This window comes from Peribacillus folii (assembly GCF_030271255.1).
GTDB lineage: Bacteria > Bacillota > Bacilli > Bacillales > DSM-1321 > Peribacillus.
Genome location: NZ_JASJOM010000001.1, coordinates 52,590 through 68,722 on the forward strand (window position 1 = coordinate 52,590; position 16,133 = coordinate 68,722).

The window sequence follows — 16,133 nt, forward strand, 5'->3', positions numbered from 1 at the left end:
CTATTCGATCTTACCAACCTCTGCTGGAACCGCCCCCACCGGAGCTTCCGCCGCCTCCGCCGCGCGGTCCGCTGCCACCTCGGCCGCCGCCGCCTCCGCCTCCACCTCCGCGGCTGATGAAGATCAAGAGGATATTGAGGAGCGTTCGAAGAAAAAACCCTTTGAAGAATTTGGCATCGAGGATGAACACGATGATGATGACGATGATCATGAGTAAAACCTGCAGGCCGGATGGCTGAAAGGTATCCGGCTCCGGCTCTGGCTGGACGGAAAGATCTTGATGAAACTCTTTGCCTAGATCATATTCTTTCGTCACATCGTTATAGACAGCCTTATAGGTCTCAGTCAGTGCAGAATCATAATTGCCTTTTTTCAGCTCTGGAATCGCAACGTTGTCCAAAATCTGTCCCGACCTGATATCGGTGATGGCCCCTTCCAGACCATACCCGACTTCGATCCGTATCTTCCGTTCTTCCTTGGCCAGCACGATGAGGACTCCATTGTTCAGTTCGGCATCCCCAAGCTTGAAGGATCTATAAGCTTCGACAGAGTACTCATTGATATCAGAGTCCTCCAGCGAATCAACGGTCAATACGGAAATCTGTGCCTTGGTGGCATCATCCAAGCGTTTTCCCAGCTCGATCAATTCCGATTTTTCCTGATCATCAAGCAATCCGGCAAAATCCTGGACATAGATGTCCCCAACTGGTTCCGGGATGTTGGGTTGTGCTGCGGCTACGTTTGCAAAAAGGAGCGTGAAAAAGAAGAATAGCGCAAACACAGCGAGTTTTTTCATTATTTATCGCTCCCGAAATCAACCTTTGGCGTTTCTTTTTCTTGATCGGTTACTTCAAAATACGGCTTGGTTTCGAACCCGAATGCGCCCGCCATTACATTCTTCGGAAAGCGTTTAATTGTCTTATTATATGTCGTGACTTCATCATTATAGTCTTTTCGTGCCACCGTCAGACGGTTTTCCGTCCCCTCCAGGCTATCCATGAGTCCCTTAAAGTTCTCATTAGCCTTTAAATCCGGATAGTTCTCGACGACAACTAATAGGCGGCTCAAGGCACCGCTCAGCTGTTGGTCAGCTTGTATCGCATCTTCTGTGGTATTGGCACCCGCCAGCTTGGAGCGGGCATCACTCACCGCTTTGATGGCTTCGGTTTCGTGCTTCGCATAACCTTTCACCGTTTCGACGAGGTTCGGAATTAAATCCGCCCTTCGCTTCAATTGATTATCCACCTGTGACCACTTATTGTCGACGTCTTCATTGGCACTTACAAGGCCGTTGTATGAGGTTGCCCCATATATCACGAGCAAAACGACAACGACTATTCCGATTATCCAACCTTTTTTCATCCTGGTCCCCCCTGCCTTTTCACATATAAGTTATATTTTATAGTAATTCCACCAAAACTATGAATGTAAAACAAAATTAAGCGATTTAATAAGCTACATGAAATCATAAGGTGTGACATTCTCCATCCCGATCATCGGGTCGGCATGCATGAGGATGTCAAGATAGCTCGCCTGCTGCTCCTGCACCATTCCCTTTTCGACCGGAGCATCCGCTTCACTCAATACCTCGTGCAGCTTTTCACGCAAAGTCGTTTTCCTGCGCATCTCATCATTGCGCTCGATACCCAGGCGGAATGCATCTTCCTCCCCGCAAAGGATCAGGAAATTCTTGCTGCGGGTGATCGCGGTATATAATAAGTTCCTACGGAGCATCCGATAATAGCTTTTCACCACAGGCAAAATGACGATGGGAAACTCACTTCCCTGCGATTTATGGATCGAGCAGCAATATGCATGTGTAATCTGGTTCAAATCCTGTTTCGTGTAGGTCACTTCGATGCCCTCGAACGATATGATGACTTTATCGACATGATCGGTATTTTCCTTAGCGAACAATATCGAGACGATTTCTCCCATATCGCCGTTAAAGACGCCCTCCTCAGGCTGGTTCACCAGCTGCAGCACCTTATCTCCCGTCCTGTAGATCACATCACCAAATTTAATTTCCCGCCGTTTTTCATCGGCATTGCCATTGAACACTTCCTGAAGCATTTTATTCAAGGCATCAATGCCGGCAGGACCTCTGTACATGGGGGCGAGGACCTGTATATCCTTGGCCGTGAAGCCCTTCGTCCGCGCATTTGCGACCACCTTCTCGATCACCTGGGCGATTTGGCCGGTTTGGCAGCGAATGAAAGAGCGGTCTTCCTGCTGTTTCGTCACATCGGCAGGAAGCCTGCCCTTTTTGATATCATGGGCCAATTCAATGATCGATGACCCATCAGCCTGACGATAAATATGCTCAAGACTGACAGTCGGTACACAATCCGATGCAAGCAAGTCCTTCAGCACCTGTCCCGGACCGACTGATGGCAGCTGATCTTCATCGCCAACCAAGATAACCTGGACATTTTCCGGCAGGGCCTTGAATAATTGATGGGCCAGCCAAGTATCCACCATGGATACCTCATCGATGATGACGATCCGGCCATCCAGCTGATTATCCTCATCATGGGAAAAGCCTTCGCTCCCATTCCATCCCAGCAAACGGTGAATCGTGACGGCGGGGAGCCCGGTCGATTCAGCCATGCGCTTCGCCGCACGACCGGTCGGTGCCGCAAGGACGAAGGGAAATGGGTCGCTTCCTTCTTTTTTGTAATCATTCAGATCCATTGATACCCCGTGCAGCTCGGCATAAAGCTCGACGATTCCTTTGATGACCGTCGTCTTACCGGTTCCCGGTCCCCCGGTCAGAATGAGCATCGGCGACTGCAGCGCGGTTTGTATCGCTTCCTTTTGTGCCGGGGCATATGAAACACCAAGGCGTTCCTCCAGCTCACCAAGCGCCAGCAAGAATTCCGATTCCGGGAACTGATCCTCATACTCGGTTTGATCCAGCAGCCGCTTGATGTTCATCACGATTCCCTTTTCGGAATAAAACAGTGATGGCGGATAAATCCGTTGCTCTTCGACAACGATTTTTCCTTCTTCCGTCAATTCGATTATTTCCGAGGAAATGTTCGTGAACTCGATCCGGTCCCGTTTATTTTCCTCTAGCAGCTTTTTTACCGCTTCCAACAGCTGCTCGGCTTCTATGTAGATATTCCCGTCTTGGAGGCATTGGGATTCCAGCGTATATAAGCAAGCCGCCTTGATCCGATCAGGATGGCTGCCGGAAATGCCGAGCTGATGACCAAGCTCATCCGCTCGGCCAAAGCCAATCCCTTCAATATCCTCGACAAGCTTATACGGATTTCCCTGGACCATAGAAATCGTATCCTGCTTATACATTTGATAAATCTTCATCGAGAGCTGCGGACCGAAGCCATATTGATTCAAGGCAATCATCACCTGCTCCAGGCCTTGATGCTCCACTAGTGTGTCATAGAGCCCTTTCGCTTTTTCGCCGGATAGTTTCGGAATATCATCAAGTAACGAGGGCTGAGCCAGAATCTTGGAAATCGCCTTTTCCCCTAGCGTATCAACAATGTTTTCGGCTGTTTTCTTCCCAATCCCCTTAAACAAATCACCAGACAAATAACTGACGATGCCTTCCTTGGATTGGGGCAAATCCTTGCGAAAATGCTCCACATGAAATTGAAGGCCAAAACGGGGGTGCTCCTTCATGGCCCCATAAAAAATATACATCTCGTCATCATGCATCCTTGGAAAATAACCGGTTACGACAGCTTCCTTCTCTTCATAATCCAGATTCGTTTCATGAACGCGAATTCTAACAACCGAGTACATATTTTCCTCATTATGAAAGATCGTCACCAAATGGCTGCCCTTCATGAACATTTTCTCTTCTGCAAACAAATCCAACGAATCTTGCTGGCTCAACGTTACTCCCCACCTTTTCCATGCATATGCCTTTTAATTATTCGGCATTCATTTCTTCCATCAGTTTTTTACCGTGCGCTGCCAGCATATGGTCAGGCTGGGCTTCTAGCGCCTTTTCAAAGTATGTTATCGCTGCCTGGGCATCTTCCTTATAACCGGCAAATGCTACACCCAAATTATAATAAGCATCGGCATGACCAGGATCCTTTTCCACCACTGCATTCAGCTGATTGATCAATTCATCATACAATTCAGAATTGGCGAGGCAAAGCGCATATTGGAATCTCGCATCGACGTCCTCTGGGCTCAGCTCCACCGCTCGCTGTAAATAGGGCATCGCCAATTTAGACTGTTCCAATGCCATCAAAGTCAATCCAAGCATGAAGTAAGCATCACTGTTTTCCAAACCTAATCGAATCGCTTTCTCAAACATGTCCTTCGCCTCAACTAATTTAGAATCTGATTCATAATATAAGTTCCCTAATGAATAATATGCTGCAGCTGCCTTTTCATCCAGCTCGATCGCCTTTTTGTAAAACTTGACCGCCTTATCCGTTTCACCCACGGCCGTGAGTACATTCCCAAAGTTTATGTAGGCAACAGGCTCATTCGGATTTTCCTCGATTGCCTCATTGAAGACCTTCGCCGCTTCCTCATATTTTCCTTGTTGCATATATTCGATGCCTTGTTGATTTTTATCCATTATTCATTCACACTCCATTTTCATAATAAAAAGTATAGCATAAGCCCACGGTCGATTTCAGCGGACCACGCAATCCAAAGAAGTCCCCAACCGCAAACACAGCTGGGGACTTGCTTATTTTACCCTACATAAGTCAGTTTTTCACCTTTTTTAAATACTTCATCGATCGTACCGCCGCCAAGGCACACTTCGCCATCATAGAAAACGACCGCTTGGCCAGGTGTGATGGCACGGACGGCCTCGTCAAAGATGACCTCGACATCGCCATTTTCCAAGACCTTCACTTTAACGCCGCTATCTTCTTGACGGTACCTGAATTTTGCCGTACAGCTAAATTCCCTTGCCGGCATATGCTGTGCGACCCAGCTGACATTAACGGCAAGAAGCGAATTGGAATACAGCACATCATTATCAAAGCCTTGACACACGTATAAAACGTTGTGCTTTAAGTCTTTTCCCGCAACAAACCAAGGATCGCCGCTGCCGCCGATCCCAAGGCCGTGACGCTGACCGATCGTGTAATACATCAATCCATCATGCTTGCCCATGACCTTGCCGTCCATTGTGACCATATCACCTGGTTGCGCTGGAAGGTAATTGCCCAAGAACTCCTTGAAATTGCGTTCCCCAATGAAACAAATGCCCGTCGAATCCTTTTTCGTTGCGGTGGCAAGCCCGGCTTCTTTCGCCAATTCACGGACTTCCTTTTTATCGATGTGCCCGAGCGGGAACATGACTTTTTGCAATTGTTCTTGTGTAAGCTGGTTCAAGAAATACGTTTGATCTTTATTATTATCGACACCGCGAAGCATTTTGTATTCGCCATCCCGGTATTCGACCTGCGCGTAATGCCCTGTGGCCACATAATCCGCACCAAGGCTTACCGCATGCTCAAGAAATGCCTTGAACTTGATTTCCTTATTGCACATAACATCCGGATTGGGGGTACGGCCCGCTTTATACTCATCCAAGAAATATGTGAATACCTTGTCCCAATATTGCTTTTCGAAATTCACTGCATAATAGGGGATACCGATTTGATTGCATACGGCAATCACATCATTGTAATCCTCCGTCGCCGTACAAACCCCGTTTTCATCCGTGTCATCCCAGTTTTTCATGAAGATCCCGACCACATCATAGCCTTGATTCTTCAAGAGCAGGGCTGACACAGAGGAATCAACGCCTCCTGACATACCCACGACGACGCGGGTATCCTGCGGTGCTTTATTCATCCTGTCACCTCTTTTATTTTAAAGGAAGGACTACCTTCCCACTAATCTGTTAATGATTGTCACGGTCGTTTCAGCCGCCTGCCTGACAACGTGTTCCGTGTTATGCAAACCGAAGCTGAAACGGATCGAATTCTTCGTCCGCTCCGAATCCTTGCCAAACATGGCGACAAGCACATGCGAAGGTTCGATCGATCCTGCGGTACAAGCGGAGCCGCTTGACACCGCCACACCTGCCAAGTCCAGATTGACGAGCATCGATTCCACATTCGTACCCGGAAAACTTACATTCAGCACATGAGGGAGCGACTGTTCGATAGATCCGTTAATTTCATATTGTACATCCGCCCCATCGAAGACGGCAAGCAATACGTCTTTGAAGCGCTTGTATTCTGCGGATTTACTTACCATCGTATGTTGAGCGATTGATACAGCTTCCGAAAAGCCAGCAATGGCCGGCACACTTTCCGTGCCCGCCCGGCGTTTGCGCTCTTGCTCCCCGCCATAAAGATGCGGACTCAGCTTCAACCCCTCACGAATATATAGAAAGCCGATTCCCTTCGGGCCGTTGATTTTATGAGCCGATACACTCAGCAAATCCACGCCCAATTCGCGCACGTCGATAGGAATCAAACCATAGGCTTGAACCGCATCGGTATGAAAAATGGCCGGATGGTCTTTAAGCAGCCGACCGATTTCGGCAATCGGCTGGACCGTCCCGACCTCATTATTCCCATACATGACCGAAACCAAAATCGTATCATCGCGCAAAGCGGCCTCCACGTCGGAAAGTGAAATAAGCCCCGCTTCATTCACAGGCAAATAAGTGAGTTCAAAGCCAGACTTCTCAAGAAATTGGCAAGTATGCAAAACCGCATGATGCTCAATCTCGGTCGTGATGATGTGTTTTCCTTTTCCATTATAGGCATTGGCAACCCCAAGGATCGCCGTATTATCAGCCTCTGTTCCACCACTCGTGAAAATGATTTCATTCCGTCCGGCACCAATGCTTTTGGCAATGCTTGAACGGGCCTCATCCAAAACATGACGCGCCTCCCGACCGAAAGCATGGATGCTCGAAGGATTGCCGAAGTCATGGCTCATGACGGTCATCATCCTATCGATAACATGTGGATGCATCGGTGAAGTCGCCGCATGATCTAAATATATTCTCTCCACTTTTTTGTCGCCTCCATTAAAAAACGCAAGCGCCTACAAAATAGGCGCATTGCTGATCACTTAAATATAGTACATATAAGAATCGATTTCACCCGTATCCTTGTAATTCGCCAAATCCATCAGCGTCGTATTATCCAATACATCCTTCACGGCATCCCTGATGCGAATCCAAAGCTGGCGCTTAACCGGCTCTTCCTCCTCGATCCCCTCAACCGGGGTGATCGGCCCTTCCAATACGCGAATGACATCACCCGAAGTAATCTCCTGAGGATCCTTGGACAGCACATACCCGCCATACGCACCACGGACACTCTTCACCAATCCTGCATTTCGAAGAGGCGCAATCAGCTGCTCCAAGTAATGCTCGGACAAATTATGCGTCTGCGCAATCGATTTCAAACTCTTCGGGCCTTCTCCATAATGTTTAGCAAGCTCGATCATGATCGTTAAACCATAACGGCCTTTCGTAGATATCTTCATACATATACACCTCGAATTATTTATCCGTTTCTAAAATCTTATGAAATTATAGCATATTCCCATCAGAAATGCATTCACCCACCACCAATTTTACAAATTATCCTAATTGGAGAGGTAGGAATTTATTTGGCACGGTCGGATTGTCCGATTTTCGGGACGAATTATTCACCCTCTAGTCCGGACGAACGAAATAAGCGGAAGAAAGATTTTGATTGATATATTTCCTCAAAGATTATGTAAACCTCGCAAAACCTTCCATTACCACTCGCACATATCGAAACTCCTTCCGGCTGCACGCTCCATCAAGCGCAACAAACATTTTCACCTCTACAAAAGACAGAGTGTATCTAGTAAATTCTCTGATGGTAGGCTAGTCCGAATCGAATAGGGAAAGGGCCGGATGATGAGCCATAAAGGACGAATGCTCTCCCCTTAAGATGAATTAGCCTCCTTAAAGGGCGGACTATCGGCTTTAATGCGCCGGTTACTAGGATTTTGCCAGCAGAGATAGCATAATCAGCGCATTTCACCCTTAACTTGTGATACGTTATATAAAAAGGAGAGGTGCGCAATGAATATTAAACCATTGGCTTACAGGATGCGGCCTCGATCGATTGATGAAATCATCGGGCAGGAGCATCTGGTTGGCGAAGGGAAAATAATCGCAAGAATGGTTAAAGCCAAGCAGCTTTCGTCGATGATTCTGTATGGTCCGCCAGGCATCGGCAAGACATCGATTGCCAGCGCGATTGCCGGGAGTACGAAATTTGCATTCCGGACTCTCAATGCGGTGACCAATAACAAAAAAGATATGGAAATCGTCGCCGCAGAGGCCAAGATGTCCGGCAAGGTGATCCTGCTGCTGGATGAGGTTCATCGGCTCGATAAGGCGAAACAGGATTTCCTTTTGCCTTATTTGGAAAACGGCATGATCACCTTGATCGGTGCAACGACAAGCAATCCCTACCATGCCATCAATCCCGCGATTCGAAGCCGGTGTCAGATTTTCGAGCTAAAATCATTGGAAACCGTTGATTTAATCAAAGCCCTGGAGCGTGCACTTCATGATGAGGAGCGGGGGCTTGGCGCATATAAAACGGAGGTCGGCCTTGAAGCGCTCACCCATTTCGCGACGGCTTCGAACGGAGATGTCCGCAGCGCGCTAAATGCTCTGGAGCTTGCGGTCATTTCCACCGAGCCTGATGAATCCGGTACGATCAAGATAGATTTGCCCATTGCCGAGGAGTGCATGCAGAAAAAGAGCTTCTCACATGATAAGGATGGAGATGCCCATTATGATGTCCTGTCAGCTTTCCAAAAATCGATCCGCGGCAGTGATGTGAATGCGGCGCTTCATTATTTGGGACGCTTGGTCGAGGCCGGCGATCTTGTCAGCATTGCCCGCCGCATGGTTGTCATTGCTTACGAAGACATTGGCCTATCCAATCCGCAGGCTGGTCCCAGGGCACTCGCTGCAGTCGAAGCTGCTGAACGGCTCGGATTTCCTGAAGCCCGGATTCCGCTTGCCAACTCCGTGATCGAGCTTTGCCTATCGCCTAAATCGAACACAGCCATTACCGCAATCGATGCGGCTCTTTCCGACATTCGCAGCGGCCATAGCGGAGATGTCCCAGATCACCTCAAGGATGCCCATTACAAAGGGGCCGCGGAACTCGGACGCGGAATCGGCTACCTTTATCCGCATGACTACGAAAGTGGCTGGGTCAAGCAGCAATATTTACCGAATAAACTGCGCAGCAAAAAATATTACAAACCGAAAAAGAGCGGGAAATTCGAACAAGCCCTTGCATCGGTCTATGAAAATATCGAGAAAAAGAAATGACTCCGGATCGCTGTTAGATCTGGAGTTTCTACATCGCCGAAAGTGAACGAAAGAATGCCGCTTCCCAAACGACATGGAGAGGTGTTCTTCGTTAACTATTCCTTCATGCATGTTAAAGACAGCATAGTTGGTTTTAACGCCACTTAATGACTGGGGTCTGGCGCTACGACGCATTTAGCACAAACAAAAAAAGAGCTTGTCCAGATTCCATAAAAAGGCACAACAACTCCATTTGGTTGCTGTGCCTGTTTGGTCTTTCCTTTTACTTCGTGTTTTGAGACGCTGCTTTGATCAAATTCTCAAGCCATAATTGCTTGAACGTATTTGTGCGGGGCCGTCCCTGTCCTCTGCCTGAGCTTTCCTCGGATGAACTGCTTGATGAACTCTCTACTATCGCTGAGCTTTCACATGATGAACTGCTTGATGAGCTTTCACATGATGAACTGCTTGATGAGCTTTCGCATGATGAACTGCTTGATGAGCTTTCACACGATGAACTGCTTGATGAGCTTTCGCATGATGAGCTGCTTGATGAGCTTTCACAAGATGAGCTGCTTGAGCTTTCACAACAATTATCTTCTATCCAGACCGATAAAACGAGGAATTGGATATGTTCCGTTGTTACATAAAATAATTCTTCATTATGCACAACAACGATGTACGTTTCAGCCACTTCAATCAGGATTCCTTCAACCCTCTCAGGGCCGCCTGCACTAACGGATACCCAGTTGTGGATCAATCTTGAAAGAATGCCGTTCAGTGTATCGATACCGTCATATATGTCTTGAGGTGGTAACTCACGGCACGCAAATTCCACGACCGTTACACTTTTGATATGGGAAATCGAGAATAAAACCAATCCTTCTTTCTCGGTGGATAGAACCAGGAATTCATCTTTCACATCGATAACCCGGCCAATTTTTGAAGCCGGACCGCCGCCATTCACTTGGATGCAGCTATCCTGTAATGCTTCAAGAGCCCCTAAGAAAGTTCCAGGATATACAATTTCTTTATCGTTGATTGGACATAAGTCAAGCACCTTTCTCGCATTTTCGACCACGATTTTCAAATGCTCGATCGGGTAATAGACAATTTGATTTTCTTCCGTTTGCAGGACGATATAATCGCTGCGAACTTCAATGAGCCTTCCTTCCCTGGATTCAGGGCCGCCTTTATATACCCTCACAAATTTTCCCTTTAAAGCTTCAAGGTACGGTAAACTAACAGTCTCTGCCATTTTTCCTTTAGCCTCCAATAGTTATTTATACTTTAGTGATATCCGTACTGCATATATATGCGCCTTGCTTCTATTACGGACTCTTCCAATCACCCATTTTGCAGGAAATCGTCGAACGCCCAGACAAATGTGAAGCATCACTTTTTCCAGTCTATTCATATTTCAAGAAATCGCCCTTCTTTTTACAGAAAAACTCCGGGCTTTTTCACCCGGAGTCCGCTGTACTGACATGCATCATTTATTTTCTCCACACCAGGCGAAAACACCCCGGAGCTATCACAATCATTTTTCCTTACTGAACGAAATCGTCAGACGTGCGCTTTCTCTTTGCCCATTCTTCGTCACCGTCATAATCACCTTGCCTGCTTTTGTACCAAGCTGCTTAATCGATACGTTCGCCCGTTTCCCTTTGGAGGTCGTCTTTGCCAAAACGGCTCCTTTGACGCTGTATACCTTGATGACATCATGCTTGGTCAGGCCGCTCACTTTAACGAGGTCGGCTTTTCCTTTATTGTTCGCCACCTTCACTTGGCTCTTCTTCAAGGAAGGCGAGATTTCACCTTGATAAGATCGAGCGACAAGGCCGCTTTCCCTCAATGGCAGCTGTGTTGCCGAAACGTAGATACTCCCCGCTTTCTTACCGAGCTGCTTCACCTTCAGATTCATTGACGCTCCCGTTGCCGTCCCACTCGCCAGCATTTTCCCTCTGCTCATTGCGTCATACACCTTAATGATGGTCCCTTTCTTCAAATCGCACAGCTTGATAACATCCGTCTTTCCCGTTTCATTGGACACCACGATTCTTGCTGCCCTCAATGAAGGCGAGGTATCCGAAATGGTGAAACTATAAGGGACATCAATCGAATCTTCTGCGTTTTCCATGATCAAATAATAGCTGCCTTTTTTCAAGTCGGTTGTGATCACTGACTTTTCGCTTGTATATAGCTCACCATACTTTTTGCCAGAACGATCTTGAATCCTTCCGTGCCAATTCGTTTCAAGCCTTTGTTTAATCGACAGCATCACCTTGCCATTTTGCGGAACGGTGAATTGGAATGCATCATGATCATCGGAGGTACTGATCACCCCTTTGTATGTCTCATTCAGACGAATACCATTCGCTGCCGCTGCCGTATCGTTCGCCTCTTTTTCAAAATGGTCATCCTTCGTGTGCTTTACCGAAAATTGAAAAGGAACCTTGGAAGCTGCCCCGTCATCACTAATCGTGATAGTATATGTCCCCTTTGGAAGCCCTACTTGCACTTCCTCGAAGTCCGGACCGCCGGTTTGACTGCTTGTATAGATGTATGTATAGTTGAATCCTTTATTGTTCTGAATGGTGCCTTCCCACGAAGCCTTGGCATTACGCTTGATTGATAGCGTCACGACCCCAGCCTCCGGTATGACAACTCTATACACTTTCTTGTCCTTGGTGCTGGCTAATGCCCCTTTGTTGACTGCATTGACTTTAATGTTTGCTGCCATTGTCGAGGCTTCAGCCTCTGCGCACACACCAAACATCAGGAGAAGAAGGAATGCCCCCAATCCCATTACACGCTTACTCAACTCTCTCATTCGCACAGTCTCTTACCCCTTCATTTTTTAAATATAGTATAATATAACCAGTTATATTATACTATATATTTTCCATGCCCATTTACCTGTGATTTTCTTTTTACCATGCAATGATCACCATTTGCTTGTCTAAATCAACAGAAAAGAAAATCGAGATCACTTGAAGAACCATGCAGATTGAAATCTTACTGCCCAACAGCATGGCTGCAGATTGCGGATGATGAATCCATAGCAGCCTCTTCCCTTCCCGAATGTAAACGGCCAAGAATGACAGAGAACATGAAAATCGGCTGCACCAGCATGTTTACCCACATACAAAGATAATAAAGACCAGCGACTTAGCCGCAAAAAAAGCAAGGCAGACTAAGCCAGCCTGATAACCCATAACCAAAGCAGCGCCGTTTTTCCGATCAACCACTCCTTTTGGACTAAACCTTTAAACGATTTCACGTTTCCAACCCCTTCACTGCTGTTCTAGTTATATAGAACACCAATACACCAAAATATGTAAATACTATGATAAAATAGTAAAATATACTATTATTTTCGCGAAAAATTAAATATAATAGAGAATGTGGCAACAAAAAGAGGAAGGAAGTAATCTATGAGACACGAAAAAAAGAAAAAAAAGAAACGGACTTGGCTGAAGGTAGTCGGGATAATTGTCCTACTTTTCATATTAGCAGGAGGCGCTTTTGCCTACTCCGTCTGGAATTCCCTAACGAAAACCGTTGATTCGATGCATACGCCCATAGACCGTACTACAGACAAACGAACGGAGGACCTTGCCCTATCCGACCGGGAGCCCTTCTCGCTGCTCATGCTTGGGGTCGATGAACGTGATGGCGACAAAGGCCGCTCGGATACGATGATCGTTTTGACCGTCAATCCGCAGAAGAAATCCGTTAAAATGCTCAGCATACCACGTGATACACGGACCGAGATCGTCGGCCATGGCACACAGGATAAAATCAATCACGCGTTTGCTTTCGGCGGTGCAAAAATGTCCATGGATACCGTCGAGAACTTCCTCGATATCCCGATTGACTACTACATGAAGATCAATATGGAAGGCTTCAAGGATATCGTTGATGCCGTCGGCGGCGTAACGGTACAAAACGATTTGGACTTCACATACGATGGTGTCCACTTCGCGAAGGGAAGCATCAACCTTAATGGCGAAGATGCCCTTAAATATTCCCGTATGAGATATGATGATCCAAACGGTGACTATGGCCGCCAATCAAGGCAGCGCGCCATCATCGAAGCCGTCATTAAAGAAGGGGCAAGCGTCTCATCTTTGACGAAATATGATGATGTCTTCGATGCCCTAAGCAAAAACATCCAGACGAATTTGACGTTTGATGACATGATGGATATCCAGAAAAACTACCGGGATGCAAGTAAAAGCATCACCCAGTCAACCATACCTGGCGATGGAAAGAAAATCGACGGAATCTACTATAATATCGTCTCCGATGAAGAAAAAGAAATGGTCCAATCCGAATTAAAGGAACAATTGGCCATTAAATAAGCAAAAAAAAGAGCTGCCAGAACCCGCATTCTGACAGCTTTTTCTTTTTATCCGTCCAATATTCTGACAAAAAATGGACGCTACTTGTAGAGATTTGTTGGAATTTTTGTTGTTTATTAGACGGTAAAAGACGGTATAATCTAGTATGAGCCGATAAACATATCAATTTCCCCTTGCCCCTTTCACCAAATGACTCTATTAATCTCTGGTCCCGGAACCCATCAACCGCCACTCATTGCCTATACTAAATGACCCTAAACAAAAGGAGTGTATCGTATGAAAATCAAAGCAGGCAGCTGGGCTATGCTAAGCAAACAGGACAAAATGTTCATTCTGAAAGCCATCAGTGATCGCTCGAGAATGAAATATGTCTCATGAGGAATGAACTCCCATCATTCCCCATAGACATCCCCTCTCTTTTTTCAATCTGAGTGCCCTCGTGTCCGAAAAAGGAGAGGAATCCCATTCCCATCGCTAACGCCATTCGCCATCTTCAGTGACAAGACAAAAAAAGAAGCATGTTGTTGGACATGCTCCTTCCCTGTATGGATCGGTTTCAGACAGAATTCATCAAGTTCTACGCTTTCTCCAACGATTGAATATAAGAAAGCAACAAATGCCTAACAAGCCGCCACACGTATCAAGCATCACATCCTGCAACAACGGAGTCCGGCCGCCCGTAACCATTTGATGCAGCTCATCGGCACTCGCATAAAACAGGACACAAACCAAAGCGCCCGCAAACGTCAGAACCTGATTCCTGACAAAACGGCACCAAACGCCCAACGTCAAAAACCCAAACACGAAAAAGATAAAAAGATGGGCCCCCTTCCGAATGAAAAACTCCAGAAACCCATTAACCCCAGCCGTACGGGCACTCACCCCAACCCCGCCATACATGAAGGAAATGCCCTCCAACCGGTCATACCAATAAGGGGTATTGAATTGCGCCAAAAAAGGCGTAATGCTCTGCTCTTCATACGTCTGCGAGGAAAAAAAGAAAATCACCATCGCCCAAAAAACGAGCAAAATGGGGAATATGTATTTGGGATTCATACACCATCAGACTCCTCGATGATTTTGCTTAATTTGTCATTAAGCTCGCCCACCAGCTCTGTTATAGTCATTTCCTCTCCAAACTCCCCTTTTGCACGCGTATCCTTTAAAACCTTGAAAAATTCCATAGTAAACTCCCAATTCAATAAATTCAAGCCGCCCTATCCTGCTGTTTTCTAAGGATTTTGGCTCATTTATTTGATAATTACATATATGGTGGAGATTGGCAAGCGGAAGTGGTTTAGAGTCATTTGAACTCTGTTGGAGTCTTATCGATTTTACCAAAGCGATACAGAATATCTTGAACGATGCGATAGGAGGCTTTGCCATCTCCATAAGGATTGGCCGATTTAGCCATTTGATCATACTTCTCTTTATCATTCAATAGCTCATGTGCAGCCTGAAATATATTATCTTCATCAGTGCCCACTAGCTTTAAGGTCCCTGCTTCCACTCCTTCGGGCCTTTCTGTTGTATCCCGGAGCACCAGCACAGGAACACCCAATGAGGGAGCTTCTTCTTGAACTCCCCCAGAGTCGGTCAAGATAAGATGTGAACGCGAAGCAAAGTTATGGAAGTCTATTACACCTAACGGCTCGATGAGATGAATTCTTTTATGATTACCCAATGCTGCTTTGGCCATTTCCCTTACGGCAGGATTGCGATGTACAGGATAGACGACCTGAACATTATGGTTTTCTTCCAAGAGGCGTTTGATCGCCTTGAACATATTCCTCATCGGTTCGCCAAGATTTTCCCGTCTATGGGCAGTCAGCAATATCATTTTATCCAGGCCGATTTCTTCAATCCGTTCATGCGTATATGAATCTGATACAGTCGTTTTTAAAGCATCGATAGCTGTATTGCCTGTTACCATGATCGCTTCTTGTTTTTTATTTTCCAGTAAAAGATTTTCTTTCGCTTGAACTGTCGGGGCAAAATGCAAATCCGCAATGACGCCTGTTAATTGCCTATTGACTTCCTCCGGGAATGGGGAGTGCTTATTCCATGTCCTTAAACCAGCTTCAACATGCCCGACTGCTATTTGGCTATAATAAGCGGCAAGACTTGCAGCAAAGGTGGTTGAAGTATCCCCGTGAACGAGAACCAAGTCTGGCTGCACTTCTTTCATTATTTTTTCTAAGCCCGATAAAGCATCTATCGTAATTCCTGTCAAGGTTTGACGTTCTTTCATGATATTCAAATCATGATCCGGGGTTATATTGAATACCTCCAAAACCTGATCTAGCATTTCCCTGTGCTGCGCGGTAACAGTGACGATGGATTCAATCGAATCGGAATGCTTTTTTAATTCCAAAACGAGAGGAGCCATTTTAATGGCTTCAGGCCTTGTCCCGAAAATCGTCATTATTTTAATTTTATTTTCCATGTTTATGCTCCTCATTTTTTTGAAATAAAATCCACCCATT

14 protein-coding genes are annotated in these 16,133 nt (G+C 46.3%); 2 read left to right on the top strand and 12 right to left on the bottom strand.

The window, feature by feature from the left end:
- Positions 1 to 10: 10 nt before the first annotated feature.
- The 7 genes from QNI08_RS00285 to cymR form a co-directional block, all read right to left on the bottom strand.
- Positions 11 to 796, bottom strand: a complete 786-nt coding sequence (locus QNI08_RS00285; protein WP_285765442.1) for a TPM domain-containing protein — start codon at positions 794 to 796, stop codon at positions 11 to 13.
- Positions 796 to 1,362, bottom strand: coding sequence for a LemA family protein (locus tag QNI08_RS00290; RefSeq protein WP_285765443.1), 567 nt, complete (start codon positions 1,360 to 1,362; stop codon positions 796 to 798). Before QNI08_RS00290 ends, QNI08_RS00285 begins: the two co-directional genes overlap by 1 nt.
- Before the next feature lie 93 nt (positions 1,363 to 1,455).
- On the bottom strand, positions 1,456 to 3,864 hold the full coding sequence (gene recD2 / locus QNI08_RS00295) for an SF1B family DNA helicase RecD2 (RefSeq protein WP_285765444.1): 2,409 nt from the start codon (positions 3,862 to 3,864) through the stop codon (positions 1,456 to 1,458).
- 37 nt (positions 3,865 to 3,901) lie between these two features.
- Positions 3,902 to 4,567: a tetratricopeptide repeat protein gene (locus QNI08_RS00300; protein ID WP_285765445.1), complete on the bottom strand. Its 666-nt coding sequence runs from the start codon at positions 4,565 to 4,567 to the stop codon at positions 3,902 to 3,904.
- Between the two features lie 119 nt (positions 4,568 to 4,686).
- The gene (mnmA, locus tag QNI08_RS00305; RefSeq protein WP_285765446.1) at positions 4,687 to 5,802 is read right to left on the bottom strand and encodes a tRNA 2-thiouridine(34) synthase MnmA; all 1,116 of its coding nucleotides are present in this window, start codon (positions 5,800 to 5,802) and stop codon (positions 4,687 to 4,689) included.
- Positions 5,803 to 5,832: 30 nt separating this feature from the next.
- On the bottom strand, positions 5,833 to 6,978 hold the full coding sequence (locus tag QNI08_RS00310) for a cysteine desulfurase family protein (protein ID WP_285765447.1): 1,146 nt from the start codon (positions 6,976 to 6,978) through the stop codon (positions 5,833 to 5,835).
- A gap of 60 nt (positions 6,979 to 7,038) precedes the next feature.
- Positions 7,039 to 7,458 (bottom strand): cysteine metabolism transcriptional regulator CymR, encoded by a 420-nt coding sequence (gene cymR / locus QNI08_RS00315; protein WP_057911634.1) that lies wholly within the window; start codon positions 7,456 to 7,458, stop codon positions 7,039 to 7,041.
- Positions 7,459 to 8,029: 571 nt separating this feature from the next.
- On the opposite strand from cymR, the gene QNI08_RS00320 reads away from it, so the two are divergent.
- Positions 8,030 to 9,301 carry a replication-associated recombination protein A gene (locus QNI08_RS00320; RefSeq protein ID WP_285765448.1) on the top strand — a complete coding sequence of 424 codons (1,272 nt, stop codon included), beginning with the start codon at positions 8,030 to 8,032 and terminating at the stop codon, positions 9,299 to 9,301.
- Positions 9,302 to 9,563: 262 nt separating this feature from the next.
- Here QNI08_RS00320 and QNI08_RS00325 read toward each other — a convergent pair whose 3' ends face one another.
- Both QNI08_RS00325 and QNI08_RS00330 read right to left on the bottom strand, forming a co-directional pair.
- A complete protein-coding gene (locus QNI08_RS00325) occupies positions 9,564 to 10,538 on the bottom strand; it encodes a hypothetical protein (RefSeq protein ID WP_285765449.1) in 975 nt (324 codons plus the stop codon).
- 282 nt (positions 10,539 to 10,820) lie between these two features.
- Positions 10,821 to 12,113 carry a hypothetical protein gene (locus QNI08_RS00330; RefSeq protein WP_285765450.1) on the bottom strand — a complete coding sequence of 431 codons (1,293 nt, stop codon included), beginning with the start codon at positions 12,111 to 12,113 and terminating at the stop codon, positions 10,821 to 10,823.
- Positions 12,114 to 12,717: 604 nt separating this feature from the next.
- On the opposite strand from QNI08_RS00330, the gene tagU reads away from it, so the two are divergent.
- A complete protein-coding gene (tagU, locus tag QNI08_RS00335; RefSeq protein WP_285765451.1) occupies positions 12,718 to 13,647 on the top strand; it encodes a polyisoprenyl-teichoic acid--peptidoglycan teichoic acid transferase TagU in 930 nt (309 codons plus the stop codon).
- 570 nt (positions 13,648 to 14,217) lie between these two features.
- On the opposite strand, the gene QNI08_RS00340 is transcribed toward tagU, so the two are convergent.
- The 3 genes from QNI08_RS00340 to wecB all read right to left on the bottom strand — a co-directional run bounded on the left by QNI08_RS00340 (position 14,218) and on the right by wecB (position 16,093).
- Positions 14,218 to 14,703: a VanZ family protein gene (locus QNI08_RS00340; protein ID WP_285765452.1), complete on the bottom strand. Its 486-nt coding sequence runs from the start codon at positions 14,701 to 14,703 to the stop codon at positions 14,218 to 14,220.
- Complete coding sequence (locus QNI08_RS00345) at positions 14,700 to 14,831, bottom strand: hypothetical protein (RefSeq protein ID WP_285765453.1); 132 nt, start codon at positions 14,829 to 14,831, stop codon at positions 14,700 to 14,702. The genes QNI08_RS00340 and QNI08_RS00345 overlap by 4 nt, the downstream gene beginning before the upstream one ends.
- Positions 14,832 to 14,950: 119 nt before the next feature.
- Positions 14,951 to 16,093: a non-hydrolyzing UDP-N-acetylglucosamine 2-epimerase gene (gene wecB / locus QNI08_RS00350; RefSeq protein ID WP_285765454.1), complete on the bottom strand. Its 1,143-nt coding sequence runs from the start codon at positions 16,091 to 16,093 to the stop codon at positions 14,951 to 14,953.
- Between the last annotated feature and the right edge of the window lie 40 nt (positions 16,094 to 16,133).

Bases quoted from the DNA above. Each gene is read 5' to 3' on its own strand.
- tagU (WP_285765451.1), top strand. From the start codon at position 12,718: ATGAGACACGAAAAAAAGAAAAAAAAGAAACGGACTTGGCTGAAGGTA.
- QNI08_RS00320 (WP_285765448.1), top strand. From the start codon at position 8,030: ATGAATATTAAACCATTGGCTTACAGGATGCGGCCTCGATCGATTGAT.
- mnmA (WP_285765446.1), bottom strand. From the start codon at position 5,802: ATGAATAAAGCACCGCAGGATACCCGCGTCGTCGTGGGTATGTCAGGA.
- QNI08_RS00290 (WP_285765443.1), bottom strand. From the start codon at position 1,362: ATGAAAAAAGGTTGGATAATCGGAATAGTCGTTGTCGTTTTGCTCGTG.
- QNI08_RS00325 (WP_285765449.1), bottom strand. From the start codon at position 10,538: ATGGCAGAGACTGTTAGTTTACCGTACCTTGAAGCTTTAAAGGGAAAA.
- QNI08_RS00345 (WP_285765453.1), bottom strand. From the start codon at position 14,831: ATGGAATTTTTCAAGGTTTTAAAGGATACGCGTGCAAAAGGGGAGTTT.
- QNI08_RS00300 (WP_285765445.1), bottom strand. From the start codon at position 4,567: ATGGATAAAAATCAACAAGGCATCGAATATATGCAACAAGGAAAATAT.
- cymR (WP_057911634.1), bottom strand. From the start codon at position 7,458: ATGAAGATATCTACGAAAGGCCGTTATGGTTTAACGATCATGATCGAG.
- QNI08_RS00285 (WP_285765442.1), bottom strand. From the start codon at position 796: ATGAAAAAACTCGCTGTGTTTGCGCTATTCTTCTTTTTCACGCTCCTT.
- wecB (WP_285765454.1), bottom strand. From the start codon at position 16,093: ATGGAAAATAAAATTAAAATAATGACGATTTTCGGGACAAGGCCTGAA.
- QNI08_RS00340 (WP_285765452.1), bottom strand. From the start codon at position 14,703: ATGAATCCCAAATACATATTCCCCATTTTGCTCGTTTTTTGGGCGATG.
- QNI08_RS00330 (WP_285765450.1), bottom strand. From the start codon at position 12,113: ATGAGAGAGTTGAGTAAGCGTGTAATGGGATTGGGGGCATTCCTTCTT.